General features: G+C 41.3%; 18 protein-coding genes and 3 tRNA genes. 4 read left to right on the forward strand and 17 right to left on the reverse strand.

The window, feature by feature from the left end:
• The first annotated feature begins 29 nt into the window (after positions 1-29).
• Both ACFS5N_RS00075 and ACFS5N_RS00080 read left to right on the forward strand, forming a co-directional pair.
• Complete coding sequence (locus ACFS5N_RS00075) at positions 30-1,427, forward strand: YeiH family protein (protein ID WP_377180932.1); 1,398 nt, start codon at positions 30-32, stop codon at positions 1,425-1,427.
• Between the two features lie 575 nt (positions 1,428-2,002).
• Entirely contained in the window at positions 2,003-2,377 is a 375-nt protein-coding gene (locus ACFS5N_RS00080; RefSeq protein WP_377180934.1) for a hypothetical protein, read from the forward strand.
• A 121-nt stretch (positions 2,378-2,498) separates the two neighbouring features.
• Here ACFS5N_RS00080 and ACFS5N_RS00085 read toward each other — a convergent pair.
• Positions 2,499-2,571: transfer RNA gene (locus tag ACFS5N_RS00085), tRNA-Lys, on the reverse strand.
• A 109-nt stretch (positions 2,572-2,680) separates the two neighbouring features.
• Positions 2,681-3,625, reverse strand: coding sequence for a WD40/YVTN/BNR-like repeat-containing protein (locus tag ACFS5N_RS00090; protein WP_377180936.1), 945 nt, complete (start codon positions 3,623-3,625; stop codon positions 2,681-2,683).
• 182 nt (positions 3,626-3,807) lie between these two features.
• Here ACFS5N_RS00090 and ACFS5N_RS00095 point away from each other — a divergent pair.
• Positions 3,808-3,891: transfer RNA gene (locus tag ACFS5N_RS00095), tRNA-Leu, on the forward strand.
• 62 nt (positions 3,892-3,953) lie between these two features.
• Positions 3,954-4,037 (forward strand) — tRNA-Leu (locus ACFS5N_RS00100).
• A 9-nt stretch (positions 4,038-4,046) separates the two neighbouring features.
• Here ACFS5N_RS00100 and ACFS5N_RS00105 read toward each other — a convergent pair.
• The 15 genes from ACFS5N_RS00105 to ACFS5N_RS00175 form a co-directional block, all read right to left on the reverse strand.
• Complete coding sequence (locus ACFS5N_RS00105; RefSeq protein WP_377180938.1) at positions 4,047-4,619, reverse strand: hypothetical protein; 573 nt, start codon at positions 4,617-4,619, stop codon at positions 4,047-4,049.
• On the reverse strand, positions 4,616-5,161 hold the full coding sequence (locus tag ACFS5N_RS00110) for a peptidoglycan-binding protein (protein WP_377180940.1): 546 nt from the start codon (positions 5,159-5,161) through the stop codon (positions 4,616-4,618). The genes ACFS5N_RS00105 and ACFS5N_RS00110 overlap by 4 nt, the downstream gene beginning before the upstream one ends.
• A gap of 291 nt (positions 5,162-5,452) precedes the next feature.
• A complete protein-coding gene (locus tag ACFS5N_RS00115) occupies positions 5,453-5,803 on the reverse strand; it encodes a hypothetical protein (RefSeq protein ID WP_377180942.1) in 351 nt (116 codons plus the stop codon).
• A 108-nt stretch (positions 5,804-5,911) separates the two neighbouring features.
• Entirely contained in the window at positions 5,912-7,009 is a 1,098-nt protein-coding gene (locus ACFS5N_RS00120; protein WP_377180944.1) for an acyltransferase family protein, read from the reverse strand.
• 16 nt (positions 7,010-7,025) lie between these two features.
• Positions 7,026-7,415, reverse strand: a complete 390-nt coding sequence (locus ACFS5N_RS00125) for a hypothetical protein (RefSeq protein ID WP_377180946.1) — start codon at positions 7,413-7,415, stop codon at positions 7,026-7,028.
• The gene (locus tag ACFS5N_RS00130) at positions 7,415-9,193 is read right to left on the reverse strand and encodes a DUF1565 domain-containing protein (RefSeq protein ID WP_377180948.1); all 1,779 of its coding nucleotides are present in this window, start codon (positions 9,191-9,193) and stop codon (positions 7,415-7,417) included. Before ACFS5N_RS00130 ends, ACFS5N_RS00125 begins: the two co-directional genes overlap by 1 nt.
• A 1-nt stretch (position 9,194) precedes the next feature.
• On the reverse strand, positions 9,195-10,613 hold the full coding sequence (locus ACFS5N_RS00135; RefSeq protein ID WP_377180950.1) for a hypothetical protein: 1,419 nt from the start codon (positions 10,611-10,613) through the stop codon (positions 9,195-9,197).
• The gene (locus ACFS5N_RS00140) at positions 10,613-11,230 is read right to left on the reverse strand and encodes a DUF6712 family protein (protein ID WP_377180952.1); all 618 of its coding nucleotides are present in this window, start codon (positions 11,228-11,230) and stop codon (positions 10,613-10,615) included. Before ACFS5N_RS00140 ends, ACFS5N_RS00135 begins: the two co-directional genes overlap by 1 nt.
• Positions 11,231-11,241: 11 nt before the next feature.
• A complete protein-coding gene (locus ACFS5N_RS00145) occupies positions 11,242-12,534 on the reverse strand; it encodes a hypothetical protein (RefSeq protein WP_377180954.1) in 1,293 nt (430 codons plus the stop codon).
• On the reverse strand, positions 12,531-12,734 hold the full coding sequence (locus tag ACFS5N_RS00150) for a hypothetical protein (RefSeq protein ID WP_377180956.1): 204 nt from the start codon (positions 12,732-12,734) through the stop codon (positions 12,531-12,533). The genes ACFS5N_RS00145 and ACFS5N_RS00150 overlap by 4 nt, the downstream gene beginning before the upstream one ends.
• A 92-nt stretch (positions 12,735-12,826) precedes the next feature.
• Positions 12,827-13,411 (reverse strand): hypothetical protein, encoded by a 585-nt coding sequence (locus ACFS5N_RS00155; RefSeq protein ID WP_377180958.1) that lies wholly within the window; start codon positions 13,409-13,411, stop codon positions 12,827-12,829.
• Positions 13,412-13,521: 110 nt separating this feature from the next.
• The gene (locus ACFS5N_RS00160; RefSeq protein WP_377180960.1) at positions 13,522-14,730 is read right to left on the reverse strand and encodes a hypothetical protein; all 1,209 of its coding nucleotides are present in this window, start codon (positions 14,728-14,730) and stop codon (positions 13,522-13,524) included.
• Between the two features lie 126 nt (positions 14,731-14,856).
• The gene (locus tag ACFS5N_RS00165; RefSeq protein WP_377180962.1) at positions 14,857-16,029 is read right to left on the reverse strand and encodes a head maturation protease, ClpP-related; all 1,173 of its coding nucleotides are present in this window, start codon (positions 16,027-16,029) and stop codon (positions 14,857-14,859) included.
• 340 nt (positions 16,030-16,369) lie between these two features.
• Positions 16,370-16,666 (reverse strand): hypothetical protein, encoded by a 297-nt coding sequence (locus tag ACFS5N_RS00170; RefSeq protein WP_377180964.1) that lies wholly within the window; start codon positions 16,664-16,666, stop codon positions 16,370-16,372.
• 75 nt (positions 16,667-16,741) lie between these two features.
• Positions 16,742-19,183: a hypothetical protein gene (locus ACFS5N_RS00175; protein WP_377180966.1), complete on the reverse strand. Its 2,442-nt coding sequence runs from the start codon at positions 19,181-19,183 to the stop codon at positions 16,742-16,744.
• Between the last annotated feature and the right edge of the window lie 114 nt (positions 19,184-19,297).

The raw sequence follows: 19,297 nt of genomic DNA on the forward strand, positions 1-19,297 counted from the left end.
ATATTTAATAACCAATTAAAATCAAACAAATGGCAAAAAACGTCAATTTAGAAAGCGCGGTTGGGGAAACTCAAAAAGCGAAATTAACTCAAAAAACGCTCACCGAAGACTGGTGGGCCGTTATCCTGGGCCTTAGTATTGTGACTGGGGCTTATTTATTTTATCTGTCAGGCTCCAGTATATCATGGATAGCGGTTAGTCCCGGCAAATGGTCAAACTTTTCTCAACTGGCCGATCAGTTTTCTAAGAATGCTGTTAAGTACCTGGCCCTCTTAGGGCTACTTTTGGTACTTTTTACTAAAGTTACATCGCGTATCGGGCAAAAACCCAGAAACTTTATACCGGCATTTATTTTTGTGTTTATTGTTTCAACAATAGTTTACACCCTTGGCAGTTGGGATCAGGCAGGTAAATATACACTTGAACCTCCGCTGGTAGCCCTTGGCCTAGGCCTGCTAATATCAAATATTACAACATTACCGCGTTGGTTGGACGCCGGCTTCAGAGTAGAGTTTTATATTAAATTAGGTATCATATTGCTGGGGGCTACACTACCTTTTACCTTGATTCTATGGGCAGGCCCTATAGCTATTTTACAAGCTTCTGTTGTTTCGCTGGCTACATTTCTTACTATTTTCTTTGTGGGCCGCAAGTTAGGACTTGATCGTAGGCTTGCAGCTGTATTGGGTGCGGGAGGGGCAGTATGTGGTGTGTCCGCATCAATTGCGATAGCCGGCTCTGTAAGAGCCAAAAAAGAGCATCCGCCCATAGCTATAAGCTTAGTAGTTATATATGCTATCATCATGATATTTGTCTTACCGTTAATATGCCGCAGCCTTCAATTACCAGCCGGAGTTGGTGGCGCATGGATAGGTACCTCCGAGTTTGCCGATGCCGCTGGATTGGCTGCTGCGCAATCGTACGGTGGTTTAGCCAACAGTCATGTTATTGCCGGAACTGCAGATCAGGCCGTTGCATCTTATACCCTTATTAAGGTAATTGGTCGCGACGTTTGGATAGGCATATGGGCATTTGCGTTGGCTGTGATTTCGGTTACTTATTGGGAGCGTTCAGAAATCAATTCAAAAGTGCAGGCCGGGCAAATATGGTGGCGCTTTCCTAAATTTGTTATCGGCTTTCTGATTGCTTCGATATTAACTTCATTAATTATACATGGTCACAGCTTAGCAGAGTATAATAAGGTAATAAAACCGGCATTGATAACGCCGATTACGTCGTTACGTACGTGGGCATTTACCTTTAGTTTTTTCAGCATTGGCTTAACTACACGTTTCCGCGAGTTAGCATCTGTTGGTAGCAAACCGATAATAGCTTTTACTGCTGGAGTCGTTATCAATGTAATCTTAGGCTATATCCTTTCGGTTTTTATTTTCGGTCATTATTGGTCAACCCTCATCACTCATTAAGTCATGCGCATTTTGAACTCAGTGCAGCTAGCCAATAAAACTGTGGAAATATGCCAAATGTGCATCCATTTTGAAGATGATCCCGCAGTAATCGAAAAAACTTATCCCGGACTCACATCGATGAGCTCCGGGTACGCTTCCGTGCGGGATAGGGATGGTTTATGCAACTACCATCAATTATATCTTTCGGCTGCAGATAACTGCAGAGATTTTGTAGTAAAGATATAACGATAAGGGTATGACTTAATCCATACTGGGAAATCTGCACCCTAATTTGTCCTTAAGTAAAAATAAAAGCCAATCACATGGCCTCAACCCTAAAATACTTTCCTTATCCAGCTCAGGTCACTATATAATCGGTAGATCATACTTGAAAGGATTACCATAATGAAAGACGGAAGTACAAAAGCCAAGCTGTTTGTCGCCGGAAAGATAGAATTCGATGGCTTTTAAATGATGAGCTAAACAAAGTTACGATCAAACTGAGTTGTGTTGACAAACAGCTCAATTCACTTTACTCTTTCGACAAAATACTCTCTCGATTTAAGGATTCGAACGTGAATGACAAAATGCACATGATTAATTTTATATCACCCCGCGGAATCGATACTTTCGGAAATTTCTCATTGCATTTGAATCATGCGTTGACAAAAATTTTTTCATTTAAAAAATATATACAGACTGCGCCAATAATAGAAAAGGGCTTGTTCGCGCCCAGTCTACAGTTTAAGGATCGAAATGTAACAGTTAAAAAAGCTGTTCATATTTTGGCTCTAAATAACATAGTAGTGGATGACGACGAAGCCAGTGTTATTTTGGACTTCCTCTATCTTGTAGCTAAATTTAGCAAGAAGCCTGACGATAGAATGCCTCTTGATACCTTAAGTGGAAATCGAACCTTAAAAATAGGGCTTAGACCCTCCGCCATTAAAAAAACAGACCAAATTTAGAAACGGTATAAAATCAAAATTGTAAAAATTGAATCACTTTTTGCTGCATGCTAAGAGTCTGCTTATGAGACTATTATGGGCATAAAAAAAGGAAACAACCAAAAGTGGTTGTTTCCTTAAGTGATCCCGCTGGGACTCGAACCCAGGACCCCAACATTAAAAGTGTTATGCTCTACCGGCTGAGCTACGGAATCATTAACCGTTTCCGATTAAAGTGGTGCAAATATAGAGCTATTAAGGTATCTGTGCAAGGGTTAATTTAATTTATTTTAAAGTTTTTTTAAGCGCTTCATTTACAGTGTACTATTTTTTAAATATTCCAATTTTACCGCTGTCGCCAGCTAAAAGTACCAGTTTTCCGCGTTTTGCTTTACGACAAACATTGAAGCTCTGCCCGTCAATTTGTGTCCAGTTTTTTCCACCATCCATGCTAATATTGGTGCCGGCTGTGCCAGTGGACAGAAAAGTGGTAGCCTCTATATATTCCACACATGACTGATAACCAGACGGAAAACTATTGGCGGAGAGCCAAATTTGACCACTATTGATAGAGTAGCAAACCGTCGAATCGCGCCTTTTATTATTTATATAGTCGCCTCCTACTACCACCAGGCGTTTTCTATCGCCAGAAATTGAAAACGCACCCCGACTGTTTTGTCCGTGTGTGATAGGCAACGATGTGTGTTGCCAAACCGAATGATTTTTACTGATCACCTCAGCCGCACCACCGCCGGTAACTACCGTTGGCGTGGCTTTAAGTATTAAGCAGGTGCCGCTCGCAGCAAAGGCCGCCTGACTATTAATGGCGTCCGGACCGTCAATAGATTGCCAATTATTACCCCCATTTTTAGTTTCTAGTAATAAAAACTTATTTTTTATCGGATCGCCCATTACAAAACCATGGTTGGGTTTATCAAAGTCCATCGCATCTAAAAAATATGTGCTATCATTTTGACTGTATTTTACTTTCCAGGTATTACCGCCATCTGTGGTTTTTAAGATCATGGCCGGCGTTCCTGAGCTTAGAATAATAGCTTCTTTAGCCGAGAAAGCTTCAATATCCCTAAAATCAGCTTTTTCAAAACCTTTTACTTGCCGCCATTTCCAGGTGTTACCGCCATCCAATGTATTAGCAATGTAACCCTGGCTACTGCTAATCCATGCTATTTTGTCATCAACCACTGATAAGCCCCGAATGCTAACCGACTTATTTTGGTTTATTATCTGTACACGTTGTGCTGCTGACATTACGGGAAGAAATAAAAAAATAGCTTTAAAAAAATACGATAGTTTGTTTTTGATCATACTGGTCTAATCATCAATGGCTTAAATGTACGAAGGTATTGTTATGCTATTTTTTTTGCAACAGACTTATACTTTAATATTTATTTTATACCGAGAAAAACTATATTTGCAGCCTGCTTTTATTAGCCCGGGTGGCGAAATTGGTAAACGTTGCGGTCTCAGAAGCCGTTGAGAATTGTCTCTTGAGAGTTCGAGTCTCTCCTCGGGCACGCCCTAAATAAAAAAGCCTCTTCTTGAAAAGAGGCTTTTTTGCATATTTGTAGTATTACAAGCCCGGGTGGCGAAATTGGTAGACGCACCATCTTGAGGGGGTGGCATTCGAAAGGATGTACGAGTTCGAATCTCGTTCCGGGCACACTTTGATTTAAAGCTTTAGCAGCTGTTTCTTTACGAGGAAGAATACGATCGTACCTATCATTAGTAATATAATAATCCAACCAATAGTAGATTTTAAATTGCTTATAACACTTGGATCACTTTGATCTGCAATATGCTTATAAGTAGAATCACGTTGAATATCAGTTTTCCTTACAGTGCTTAATTTAGATTTGTCCGTTTTCAAAACATTGTTTTGAATTACACTTTTTTGGTGATAGTGGGCGTTGATGACTTTTGATTTAGGAGATGCTTTAAACGCAATATTTAAACCCAATTTATCTGTGGTGAAGTCGATAGTTAAATCATTGTTTTCAAAATGACCGGATGAGTCTTGCAGGTTGAAGTTACCCAATAAGGAATGTCCTGTAATCACAATCGCGGTATCCAGATCCATGTTTGTAGTGGTTACAGACTTGTCTATAGTCAATAAATTGCTGTCATTAACGCTATCTTTAAACTCCTGAATTTTTGATGTTGCATGAGTTGAATCGGCAGTATGCGTTTTTTTTGAACATGAAATAAAAATCGCACAAAAGGCTAGTATTAAATAAATTTTCATTTGATAAATCTTGCTGCGGCATAAATTTGCCTGGTTAGTCGTATTTTGCAGTATACACCATCACCTTCTCTGCTCCCGGCTTGATTGGTATTACCTTCAACAGTGTAAACTTGAGTTGTGCCCCACTTATCTATAAACCCCGTATGGGCAATTCTTTGTTTACCCGGGAAGTAAATTCCGAACACGTCTCCCTGCAGAGGTGTCGCGTTTCGATTGGAGTTTCGTTTCCATATAATCTTTTTTGGTTTAAACAGATCCGGACAGTAACCACTTCTGGGGTTCAGAACATTATTTTGCCCGTAAACCCAACACACGAAGGATGCGCACCACGGTTCGCCTTTTGAAAGCCCACAGTAGCGAAGATACGTCTCAACTGCTTTGCCGTCATTGTTGCCGGTTAGTTCGCGGACGCCTGTTTGTGATGCATAGGTTAATGCTACTTTATGACGGATGATTGTACTGCCGGTATTGCCTGGTTGAGCATAACTAATACCAATATTATAAAGCAGTAAACAAATAAAGAGGTAAGTATTTTTTGCCATGATGTTAAAGATTTGAAAGCCGTCCCGAACTCATTTTCGAAGAAGTTGCGCAGATCAGGCCATATCACCTTAATAACCAACCATGATACCGAGCAAAAAATAAACAGACTGATAATTGAGGTAATATTTACCTGTAAAACGCCGATGTCAAAAGTGCCTGCTGTAGGATCATACCATCTTAAAATTAGTGGTGAAACCAAGAAAAGGAAAACGGCTGATATCAATAATAAATATTCGCCGTGCTGGCGGATTGCTTTTGTCAGAAGATCCCAGCTATTTATCAGCCGGTTTTTAAGCTTGTTCATAAACAGTTAATTTGTTTTTTAATAAGGTGATTTCGACACCCATTTGATTAATTTTTTTTGTTAGCTCTCTTTCCCTGGAAGTTTGCGCGCGGATTATTTTTAAATATTCGCCCTCTTTTTGTTGCAGCATAAGTATTTGTTGCGCTTGTATTTCAGATTGCATTTTCAGGTCGCTAAGCATTTTACTGTACATTTCGACCTCGGTAAACTTTGCCTGGGTTTCAGCGAGCAAAGTCTCAGCTTTTGTTTTTTTGCGTGAGGCGATAATGGTTATTCCCATTCCGAAACCGACGGAAGATAGGATGGAAATGAAGGAGGGGAGGTTGATAAAGGACATGACGCTAAAGAAACTGAATGTCAATGAATGAAGTAAACTCGGTAAGTACTATTCTATCAACTTTTAAAGAAAAGCAAATACGACGATGGTTAGAATCGTCAATAATTCTTAAGCCCTGACAGCAGCCTTAGAATTTGCTTTAAAGCGATTTTTTAAGTTAAGGAAAAACTTTTCGTAAAAATAATACGAGCAAGAGGGGATTACTATTATCCAGATTAAGTTATATGGATAATGCGATATTATATAAGGCAACTCATTGCTATTTGAGACAAAACCATTTGAGGTAAATAAAGATTGCCATATGTAAATACTGTATGACAATTTACCGATAGTGGTCAAAATTTTGCTATTAAGTCCTTTAAATATAAAATCAGTTGACGGCGTAATGTTGGTAACTATGAGATAACCCAATAATAATGAGATAGAAAAATTATTGAAGACAGAATTTATTGAAAAGAAATCATTATAGCGCAATGTGAAAACTAATAATATAGCGATTATATTAACTGTTAATTTGTATTTGAAAAAAGTATTGCTATCTAAAGTTTTGTGGAAAGCAAGAATAGAGAATAAGCACCCTATTGCTATTCCTTGAAATTTTATAAAATAATGGGTGAGCAAATAAAATAGTCCTTTATTTAACCCAGGGATTTGGTATTGTAGATAACAAAGAATCGGGAGAATAAAAACGATAAATATTATGAATCCAAAGTAGAGCTTAGACTGCTTTTTTAATAAAAATGGAAAAATTAAATAAAATTGTTCTTCCACGGCTAGTGACCAAAAATGCCCGGTAAACCAAGAAAAACTATGGGCTCTAAAATAACTTGCATTTGTGAGATATAAAGCCGCTCCTAAAAATTGAAACCAAGTAATATCAAGATGATAGATACTATTTAATATAGCTAATAAAAATAAATATAAGTAAGCAACCGGAAATATTCTTAATGCCCGACGGATATAAAATTTTTTTAACGAAATGTCTCCATTATTATTCTTTTCTTTAATGCAGAGGGATGTTATCAAAAATCCACTTAATACAAAAAAAACATCTACCCCTAAAGCTCCATTGAAAATAATGTAAGGCTGAAACTTTAGGTGTGAGAAAACAACTAAAATTATTGCTATGCCTCGTAGCCCATCTAATGAAGGAAAAAAATCTGCTTTTAAAACATCACTTAGTTGAGGTTGTTCATTAGACGGCATTTGCAAATTTAAATTTTTATAGATGGGTTTCTATTATGCTAAAGGAATAAAAGGGATAATCAATTAATTCTATTGCGAACCCTCTTATTTTAGTGGTTTCTTGAACAGTTTTTTCAGCATCGGCTAGCAAATATTCTATTGCTAGCCCCTGTATTGAAGCTAGATCCGGAAACGTAAATAGATTCGCGCTTGTATCAACATATTCTACACCACCACCTGAAATTTCCGTTACTTCATAAAGTGCTTGAGTTCCAACCCCTGAGTATGTAAATGATTTAATATTCGATATGCCTCGGAATAGCTGCCCGGTTGTATAGGTTACTGAATTATAAATTACCGATTTCTCTCCACCAACAAAATACAAGGTGTTATAATTTATTTCTCCTGTTATAACATTGTATGCCATCACGGTTTTAAATTATTCGCTTTAATTATGTACCTGATCTGAATAAATTTGGCATTGACGGGAAACTCCTGAACGCTCAATCCTCCTCTTATATATGCTGGGTCGCCATTGCCCCTAATGATTGAACCGGTGCGCATGTCGCCAGTATTGTTGCTAGTAGGCTTTATACCTGGCTCGTAGTGTTGAAAAGACTCTGTTGAAAGGGCTATAATTACACTACCAGCTCCCGAAAACGAATTAGTATCTACGGCTCTAAAAATGTCTCCAAAGTTATAGATAATGCTATCGTAAGTAATAGAACCTGCACTTACGTAATAATAATAACCTAACGTTAATGCAGTACCCACACTTACCGAAGTGCCACCATCACCAAATCTTGCCATTATGGTATGACGTTGCGGAGCTTCAATAATTTCACGAACTACTCCATTAGCCACTGTTGTAAATGTTGTTTGACCGGCAATTGTAGTAAAGCGGTCACCTGGCTGATAAGTGAATCCGTTATAAACTATTGTGCCATTTTCAACTATGTATGGTGCGGGTATAGATAAAGTGCTGCCCGCCACACTGGTTGTTATATCCAAATCTGCAATACTATCAATATACTGGCCATTTCGATCCGCATTGAAGCCATATGATGGTAATTTTGCTATTTCTCTGCTCATTAAATTGACTATTGGTTTTGTATCAATTTGCCCGTCTATAGTCGAATCTGATAACGTAATGCTGTCATCAGCAATGTTAATATTAAGTGCGCTTGAAAACTCGAACCCGCCTGCGCTTTCGATTGCCCGTGCTTTAATAGACTGAGCTATAGAGGATACCCCTATATAAGTCCCAAAATAACTTAAGTTTTTGGCCGGGCTGTCAAAGGCAAGGGTGTAATCACCTATAAATGGATTATTAAATTTAGGGTCAGCTATTGTACAACCAGTAAAGGAAGGATATGTAGGGAACACTGAACTATAGGCGGTTTTCATAGCGTTAAAATCTGAATAGTAAGTGTATCCTGCTGGCACATTAGGGTAAACAGCGCCTCCGCTACCATCAATCGTAACATTAAATCTAAAATTACACTGATAGAATAAAGAATATCTGAGACTGTTTGGGCCTAAATCTTTCTGAAATGTAATGTTGCATTTATAAAAAATACAGCTTGATAATGTGACGGCCGATAAAGTGTCATTTCTAAAACTTAGGGCATTACAATTTACAAAGGTCATATTGTTCAATGTAAGTGGTGGTATTTGACCTTGAAAATATAAAACACTTAAATAATTTTTGATAATGACATTTGTAAGGATCCCACCCCCACCAAACTGAAACCTATCTGAAGGACTTGCGCCATCAAATACACAATCTTTTATTGTAGTTACTTGTGCGAAGCCCGCACAACTACTGCCGTTACCTTTGAAAGTAATGTTATATAATAGCGGGCAATATTGTCCCGACCATAAGTTCGTCGTAAAATATGAGACATCAATAGTTACATCGCCATCGCCTACAAAATTTGCATAAGACAAGACAACTCCTGTCAGCATCTCACGATACACGCCGCTACCTAATACGAAAACTGTATTAGATGGGTTGACTGTATTTACAGCTTTGGTTATCGTCCTATAAGGATATTGCCTGCTACCATTCCCTGTGGTATCATTACCATACAAAGCCACATAGCAGGCATTTGAAGGCCTAACATTGTCGGCACTGCTTGCGATTGATATGCCATATTTATTGGTTACTCCGGGCTTATAAGCCCAGTTATAGGTTGCACTCATATTAGTTGTCTTGACATTTTAGTTTAACATTACAGCTTGCTTGTGTTAAATCATTGTAGTTGTACGTGATAAACACACGGTCGCCGGCCGAATAGGGGAAGGGATATGTTTGGGCGCCTGTTGGATAAGTTCCACTAGTGCCTATTTTTAATTTGGCATTGTTTGCACCTGAGATCAGAATGCTGTTTACCTGGCCGGAATTTTCCATCAATATGCTTACTTCATTTAAGCTCACCGGATTTATTTGATAGCTTACTTTTTTCTTTTCATCCAGTATCAGGCTTATGGTTTTTAAGGCAGTCATGGCACGCTGGTCATCAGTACGGGCTAAAGCTTCGGCTATTGTGGCAAGTTCAATCAGTCCGGAACTTGTCTCGGTAGCGTCGGGTGTTGTTTCGCCCGAGCTCATCACCCACGTGTTGTCATCACCATCCCAGATATACATTTTTGAATCATAACCGGTACCGGTATCCACAAATGCATAGTCGCCTAAATTACCTGTCGGATTAGCTGTTGTTAGCGCAGACAGCGTAGTGAATTTACCTTTAAAATGCTCTGAAAGGTTAGCTAGTTTGCTTTTCTCAGCGGTAGTGTAATTCTCCTGGCTCAAACTGTAGCCGGTAACCTTATCTACTTTATTATTTAGTATAGAACTAAGGGGCGCATTATCTGAAGGTTGGCCTTCAATGGCTTCAAACGAAATATTCAATGTATTCCATTCAGTATCATAGTCGTTATCACTTGCTTTAATTAATGCCTGGCCGGCTGCACCTCCGGCTTTTAGTCCGGGAGGAATTAGTGAAACGCCCTCACCCCAGTTACCGCCGGTTTTGGGGCCAAAAAGGGTGTAATTACTGGTATTGATATAGAAATCGCCATTGACACCGGTGTTTAGGTTAGAGGGATTGCCAAAGCCATTTAAAACGCTTAAACCATTTGTGCCGTTGCTCCCGTTTATGCCAGCTGTGCCCTGCGGACCTTGGGGCCCGGTTTGCATGGAAAATACTTGCCCCCAATTGCCAGCCGATTTCTTGTAAAAAACGCCGGTTCCCGTGTTGATATAAGTATCTCCATTGTTGCCTGCCGATGATGCGGGTATCCCTGAACCATATAAAACTGTGGTATCTGTTTGCGTATTGTTTGACGGCAGTGTATAAACTACCGACCATATACCTGATACCTTTTGGGCAAATGAGCCGCTTGTTGTATTGATAAACAAATCGCCGTTTTTGCCTGATATGTTTTGAGGTAGTGTAGTGCCGAATGAGATATTTGCGCCAACATTTAAGTTGTTACCCAGAAATTGCAACAGCGTTGAAAAGGCAAACTTATAATCGCTACCACTACTTACCAGGATTGAAACATCTGTTTGATTAATGGCGCCCGCTTCGGTTAGATCGCTTATTTTTTTATCTGACATTATATTTCTGTTAGCGGTAAATAATTAGTTTGATCATAACTGCCACCGGGGTAATTAAAGTCGGTTTTGTCGATGCCGCGAATACGAGCGCCTGGTTGACGCGCATTTTTGTTCTTGCTGCTAAAACGCCAGAGCGGAAAATCAGCCCGGTGGTCCCACAAAAATTTTTCTACCTCGTTAGCGTGTGCATTAGCAGTGCTACGCTGTTGTTGCACTAATTTGGTAATGTATTGTGGTGTAACCGAAGCACTGCCATCACGCGATTTGATAACCGGTCCGCTTGAAGTGTAGCGGATGGCGTCTGCCTCGATAAACCGCGCGAAAGCGAAATAAAGCAACGTAGGTAACAGCCCTTCATAAAGTACAATGTTGCCGTGTTTATCCAGGTACTCGCTGCCGTTTAACAAGTCTTTGTAGGTTTGCGGAGCATCGTCTTTAATAGTTCCGTCATCATTAAAATGTTTGATGAAATCATAGTATAAAGCGTATCCTAAAAACGGCTTCAAATCCAGATCCTGTGCTTTGTTAATGAAAACATTTAGACGCTCTGGTTTAATGTTGACAGAAATGTCTTCGTATCGCTGAAAAGTATTTTGATCAATTAAAATTGGATTCATATTCATTTAGTTTAAAGTTCAGCCTCAACCATTTCCTGCGCCTCCTGGCGCTTAAAACCATATGCGTAAATTAGTGTAGCAATTTTGTTTGCCGCCGGCAAGTCAGATAACAATAGCTGGTTAATGCTTGAGCCGGCTAATATGCCTGCAGCATCGTCTGCTACTGAAGCAGGTATTGGGATAATGTTCCAGTTAGCTGAGGGATTAACATCGACATAAAACCTGCCAAATATCTCGGCAAAAGCATCAGCTATTTCTAAACGGTCGGTTGCCGTGTTGTCATTGAACTCGCGGAGCGCTTCTTTTTTCTCACCACCGTTACTCAGTCCTGAAGCTTTCTCGGCATTGATCAGCTCTTTCGGAACGGAGAAGCCTTTAACTATACGGGCCTCTACAGATCGCTCGGTAGTTTCAAAAAGCTTGTCGTTGTTTTGGATGGTGTAAGGCTTAAATTCAGGCTTTTGGCTCTCATCCTCGTACTCAATCACAATGATCTTTTGGGCACTTTTGGTGCCCTGAAATTCGCCCAGATCTTTTTCCAGTTGCGAGGGCTGAATGCTGAAAGACTGTTCGCTATCTTCGGGCCGGCTGTTGTCGGCTTCTTCTCTGCGCGACTGCATGAACAACATCGTTGACGGTAGGAAACCCGTAGTGACTTCACGGTTATTGAAGATTTTGATACCGGCTTCGGTCTCAAAATCTTCCCAAACGCTATCGGCCTCAATCAAGGGATAATCATCAATCTCCGGATTGAAATAATAAAGCTGGCCTTTATAATTCGCCCAACCACCGGCGGCATCTACCTGTTGTTGTATTATCTCGGGAGCCGGATCATATTTATCCAGAAAGACGATCTTGCTGCGCATGATGTTTTTCCAGGTTTTGCGCCCCCAGTCGTTATACAAAGCAAATTTGTCTGCAGTGTCAGGGCTATCGGTATCACCCATCCGAATGTCCTCAAATTTTACATAGTTTACTGACGATACCTGGTAATTGGCGTTATAATTAACATGGATGCCGAACCCGGTAAATAAAGCTTTGTCGGTTGCTATAGCTTTTAAAAGTTTGGCTATAGTCAGGCCTTTTTGATTGACAATTTGCTTGCCCAGATCTTTGTCCTCGAAGCCGTTACCGGCAATGAACTTGGCACGTTTGTTCCAACAGTCTTTAGCCGTTGGCGACCCGGCCACCAGTTCCAGCATCCGCTGCGGGTAAGCATTGTCCAGATCATAGTTAAGTATGCCGAAAGTTTGATTTGGGCGAACTAAAATTCTGCGTTCTATTTGTGGTAAGTAGGTTTTCATTTGCCCTCCTCGCTTTGGGTTTGTTTTATCGGGGATGATTGCCGTCCAGGCAATTGTTCAAACAGCGTTTTGATGTGCGGATAGCGTTTGATATACCATGCTGCTTCCTTATCCGTCAACGAGTCATTCTCGTGCATCGCCGCCGATCCTGGCGCAAACTGATGTTTGCCTGGTTTAAGTATATATTTCTTTTTAGTCATAAATCATGGTTAATGGTTCAGGATAGATCATGGTTGTGGCCCATTGGTCAATTAGCCATTTCCGCAATGAACCATCAACCATGAAGCGTTTGTTAGGCCAATAAAGCCTCTATGGCAGCAACTGTGCTTGCGTAAGTAGCCGTGCCACTTTCGGGTGCGATAGATACTGCTCTTGGTGGATATGGCTCTTTCAGCTTGTCCGGATTGGTTAGTTTTAATTTGTAACCACCTTCGACGGTTTCGTCGGCTGCATTGCGCTCAGCGTCTGTCAGGATCAAGCCATTAACGGCACCAAATAGCTCAATAGTCGAGTCGCTTGATTTGTAGTTGTTGATCACGATAGCGCGCACACGGCCATAACCCATGGCCATTAATTGCGTTTTAACATCGACAGACAAACCGGCAATATTGAAATCAATCTCTTCGGTATAACGTGGACCGACTTGGGTTTTAGCCAGTTTTGAAGTTGCGTTGAAGCTATTGTTGGTGCCTTCAAATTTGTATACTTTGGCCGAGCTAACAGCGGTAAGGCCGGTAATGATCAACGGATTGGCGACATCATAAGTTAACGTGATATCATCTTCATTAAAAATGTAGATGACATCTTCAATACCTGAGGTGACCGGCGCACCTGTGGCCAGACTAAAGCCGGCGTTTATTTTATTATAAATTGGCATGGATAAATAATTAGTGAATTATTGAATGAGTGATTGAGTGAATGTTGGTTTTTTAGTGATTGATGAGTTTACTCACTCATTCGCTCAACCATTCATTCACTCATTAAAATTTAGGCAGAAAGGTAAAACAGCTCGTTAGCAAATTTGAAGTTAACTGCCGCTTTCATACGGGCTTTCATGCGTACCACATCATCGTTGGTGTATGGTTTCATGTAAACGGTTGATAGTTCAGAAGCATCGCCTAACAAGTCAACACCTAAGAATAAGTTTGACGAGCGCGCACCTAAAATGGTGTTGGCTTGCCAGTGGTTCATTAATTGCAACGGCAGGCCCAGGTAATCCATTTTCTTGCTGTCGCTAAAAGCGTTCAATACGTTTACCGCTTTGTTGGCCTGAGCTTGAGCGTAAGCATAACCTACGTGTAATGGTATCTGCAGGTTAAAGTCTTCCTGACTTCTGTCTGCCGGGTCAAGTTGGGCATAAACGCCGGTGAGCACGTCTAATACGTTGCTGGCATTAATGTAGCTTACAGTTGCTGCTGATGCCGAGCCTGAGAAAGTTGCCGGTTTACGGGTATTGATCTCGTTATAGTTGCGCACCAGTTTGAAAGTAGTTGCACTAGCTACCTGGATAAAGTATGATTGACCTTGAACATCAATACCGCTACCGCCATTGGTGGTGTCTTTAATAGTTCCGGTTACGCCTGTGATGCTTACCACGTCACCATCTGATAAGGTAGCGGTACTTGAAACTGTAACTACGCCACTGGCACTAATGGCCGATGCCGACATTGAGGTAGCCGGTTTACCTAAGCCTACCTTGTAAACCCCGCTAGCGGCTGATATAGTCGGCAATAAACCATTAAATGATGCCGTGAACGAAGCTTCTTTAGTAGCCGATTTACCCAGCCAGTACAAGCGCTCATTAGCAATTTGAATTTTGGTTAAGTAACGCTGAACCATAAAGTCAGACAGGTCGACCACACCCTCGTAATCCATAAAGGCGCCGGGTTTCAGGCTTTGGGCTTCCCAGGCCTGGGCCAGCTTGTCCCATTGTTCTTGTTTCATGAACTCGTAAACCACCGGGTCAAGGTAGCTCTCGGTCTGTTGCGCGGTAGTGCCCTGGTCGTTGAATAAGCCTGATGGGTCTTGTAGTACCACATCGTCATCAACATCAAGAATTACCTTGCGCGATTTTACGTCGTTTATGACCGTCAGTAAGCCACGCTTTACCGAGTCGGCTTCAAGCAGCGTGCTGGCCATAAATCCTGCCAGCGCTTCGCCGGCATAAGTGTTGTTTGTGAATGTAAATTGAGCCATTTGTTATAATTTGTCTTTTTTGGGAAAGTTGGGTTAGGTTGATTAAGTTAATTGGGTGAGTGGTTTGTGACGTTATAGCTAGCATTAATAACTACTTAACTCAATCAACCATTCACTATTTAACCACTACTTAGCTACCGCACGTTTAACCGCATTTTGGGCCAGCGTACTTTGGGGAGCAAAGAAGGGTGTGGTTTCGGCTTTAGCCTTATTGCTTCTTTTTGAACCTTCTGGAGTAAAGGTTGATTTGATTTCGTTGCGCACCTGCTCGTTGGTTTTTTGCAAACGCTCATTTGCGGTTTCTAAAGCTTCGCGCGCTTCTGTTAACAACTGATTTTGCGCATGTAATTTGGCTTTGATCTGTTTGATGCGATTTTGAACGTCGCCGGCCTTTAATTTGTCGTCCGGAATGTCGCCGTCATCGTCTGCATCATCGCTTGGCGCGGTTATCGTATCAGCACAGCCGCCTTTAACTACAATTTTTTTGCCCTCGGCAGTGGTGTAAGTGTCGGCAGGGGTGGGGATGGTCATGTCTTCATCCTGATAAACTTCTGTGCCCTCGGCCAGTTCGCCGGCGTGATGTAGAAGGCCCTTGTCGGTAATGGTTTGTTTGTTTACCACCTTTTTGAAAAAGTTCATGATCTTATCCAGCACCGATGTGGTTTTTTCGATAAGGTCTCTGTTCTCGTTGTTCATGTTACTGTTTTTGTTTAAGATTTTATTGATATAGCGTTGATAAAATATGGGTGCAGTATTGGTGTAATTTTGAATGATGGCGCTGTTGGTGATATCGCTTGTATAGTCTTCAATTTCGTCTATAAAACCCAGATCAAGCGCCTGGTCGGCAGATAACCAGGTGACGGCGTTAATCAAACTATTAACAGTAACGCCGTCCAACCCGGTCTTGTCCATGTAAATCTGCGCCAGGCGCGATTGTACTACATTCAGCATCTGCACGTCCTTCAGCAGTTCGTCGGCATTGCCGCCGCTACCTACCATTGGTTTATGGATCATGAGGAGGGCATACTTACTCATGATAACTTTTTTACCACCCATTGCCACTACCGAGGCAGCGCTGGCGGCCAGCGCATCGATGTACGTAGTTACATTGCCGGTATACTTTTTTAGTAAGTCATAAATGGCTATTGCGTCAAAGGCGCTGCCACCTACCGAGCTAATGTGAACGTCTACATCCTGGCCGGCCGCCGCTTCAAGCTGCGTATGCAGGTAGGCTGATGATAAGGTGCCCGACCCAATACAGTCGGTTTCAGTGTCGTATAAATAGATCTTGTAACTCATGTTTTGAGAGATGTGAGATATTAGATTTGAGATATGAGATTTTGCCGGGAAGGTTTCCGGCTTAAGGATATGATACAAATATCCGGGTTATTTCTGGTTGCGATGGTGACGGTGGTTTGTCAGTGATCGCTTTTTATTTTGTTCGATTGAACTATACAAATGTCGGCACTATTTCTTTTGAGGATGGTGACAGCAGTTTGTCAGTACCTCATTTTCTTCTTGTCATTTCGAGCGTAGCAAGAAATCTATACACCCGTTCATAACCACGAATGCTTACCAAATGTATAGATCTCTCACTCCATTCGAGATGACAAGCTATTTTAAGTTTTGTTGATGTTTATTATGCCGATTGGCATACATTAAAGGTCGGAAAAGTATTTTGTACCGCTGGTGACACTACTTTGTCAGCATCGCTAAAACTATTGAGCGCGCGCCAAATGGTGCGCTCATCCTTTTCAAATTTCACTTCAGCTTCCAGCACTGCCTGGTTCTTGGTGACGTTTCGCGTTTTAATTTGCGCTTGCACCCACAGGTATATCTCGCGATATACAAAAACTTTGGTTGTGATAAAGCCGGCTTTATACAGTTCAGAAAATATGCCTTCGTCAAACAAGGCGTTAGCGGTTTTGATGTTCATGATTGTGAGTGAGTGGTTTAAATTGAGTTGATTAGGTGAGGGGTTTGCTTTTAGCTTTAGTCTTTAGCTTTCAGCTCACAAATTAACCCTGTTAATAGTCTGCGCCAATATGCTCTGCTGATTATTGATATCCTTTACGTCCACATACACTGGAGGGAAGTTATTGATCATCTGGTAGGCTATGGTATTGGCCAGGTCTTTCTGATCGTTCATTGGCGCGTTATAATAACGGTTTGAGTTGCCGCCATCAGTAAAAATGCCGCCAATGGCATAACCACGACTCGGGTTAGCAACCGAAAAGTCCCTGCCGCCATAGGCGACATTAATGGCGCTTACCAGGTTACGGGCCCATGGGTCGCGCATTGCTTCTGAGACCACCACCGCCTCGCCCGAGCGTAGTTGCGCATTCATATTATCGGTACGACTGTAGCCGGGCAGTAAAGCGCCCCGCCCGTCCGACTGGTAATGTACACCGCCTTTAGCATATTGCGGCGCTTTTTGCGCGGCTATGGTGGCTACCTGTATAGCGGTCTCCGCTATAATACTGGGGATAATGAATGCCGACGCGACACCGGTTTGTGCCGTAACTTTCGTAATGGCCAGGGCCCCGTTAATAACCGCCTGCAGTATAGATGCCTTTTGCTCAGCTTTAAAGGCTTTCGTTTTTTCTTCAGCTTCTTTTTTAGCGTACTTATCTTCAATAGCCTTTTTTTGCGATGAGGTAAGGCTGCTGTTATTCAGTTCTGAAGCTTTCTGCGTTTCAAGCTGTTTGATCTTGGCCTCGCTTTGCGATTTGATGCTGTTTTGCAGGATGGAGAACGCAGCATTGGATACTTCTTGCGCGGTTTTTACTTCAAAGTCTTTACGCTCTTCGGTATAACGCTTATTGAGCTCGGTTATATCCTGTTGCTTGCTTTGCTCCAGTTGTTTGATCTTGTCGGCATTGCCTTTAGCTAAGGATATCTCCAGATCATATTTGTCAGTAATCAGTTCCTTGTCGGCGGCGAGTTTATCGGCTGGTAAAACAGCTTTCTTTATTTTTTCCTGATCATTTGGAATGGCTTCTGCCAGGTGCGCCTGCTCTGCCAGATCCTGTAGGTGCTTCTTTGCGTTATCAAGATCCTGCACCCTAAAGGCCTCTACCTGATCGCCTATGTTTTGATGATACTTTGTCTTTAGCGCTTCACTTTGTTGCTCATATTGCTGTTGGGTGATTAGTTTTTTATCCAGCTGTTGTTTTAGTGCCGCTAATTCGGCCTCATAACCCTGGTTGGTAATCTCAACTCTTTTAGCAAAATCATCAGCAAGGGCTTCGATCTGGATAGCGCCAATAGGTTTGTCATCAGATGCGATATTCTTATCGTGATCGTTTGTGTTAATTTTTATCTGCGCGTCTGCCACCACATACTTGGACAGCATTTTTTTTGTCCTTTTTATTTTCTCGATGATGGGATTTGCTTTAGCTTCAAAATCTTTAGCTCCGGCATCTAACTTGTCTAAATCGGCTTCCTCGCTTTCCAATAATTGTAGCCAATAGTTTTTGCCTTCTGGTTTTTGTTGCGGTGATGCTTTTGGCGCTAAACCCACGAGTTGACTAGCTAATAGGCTTTTAAGATTTTTTATACGTTCAGTTAAAGCAGCATCCTTATCTACATACTTTTTAAACTCTTTTTCCGCTAAATCAGCATAATCTATCGTGCTGCCTGTGCCCAAAGCTGAACCTTGATTGGCAAAGTATGATTTTCCTGCATTTGGATCTTTCGCCTTTTCACTCCTGAATTTTGTAACCGCTGATTTGGCCGCTTGATAGCCAGGACTCAAATCCATGCGTGCTTTTAGTAATTCAGTCATCTTGGATTGTGCAGACTCCTCGAAGGATTTTCTTTTGAGCGCTTTAACGTATTCATTAACAGCTTCCGTACCTTGTTTGGTTTGTACGTTTGCCAACGTAAGCGAACTGAGATAGGCCGGCGAAGCATCGTTTAATTTTTTTATTGCTTCCAAACGGGTCTCTTTTGCTATACTTTCATTTTTTGCTACGGATAGTAAAGTCTGTAATTCACTTGTTTCAAGGGCAAGGTTTCTTGTGTATGAAGACCACACATCATTATAATCTTTTAGTGCCTGAGCCGCAGCCCTGGCTTTGCTTGAGTCGAAGAGTTTACCAATAAACGACAAAATTTTAGGAGCATAGGCAGTTATTAAAGTAATACCTACCGATAAAGCTGAGTTCCAGGATAATAAAGCAGTGCCTAATTGAGTCAGCACGCTTACTGGTTTTTGCCCGTTTGAAGCCAGCTCTTTATTTTGGACGTTTAAATTCGTCATAGCTGCAACTACATCCGGCAGTTTTTCGGCAATCGCTTTCAGCCCGGTTTCAAACCCGTCTGCAAATTTGGGCAGGGCAGAGTTTACACCTGTTAAAGATGTGTTAAGGTTGTTAACCGCATCGGCATAGGCCTTTGTTTTTTCAATATCATCTGTAGTGATATCAGGTTTGTCATGTGATTTTGCCATGTTTAATATGTATTAAATGCCAATTGGCATAATTTGTCTAATGATATCAATTTACTAACTTAATGGTTGGTTATAATTTCAGATTGTAGAAAGCTAACTAATCCAGGGAGGGAA

Origin of the sequence: Mucilaginibacter ximonensis (assembly GCF_042686265.1) — a bacterium.
GTDB lineage: Bacteria > Bacteroidota > Bacteroidia > Sphingobacteriales > Sphingobacteriaceae > Mucilaginibacter > Mucilaginibacter ximonensis.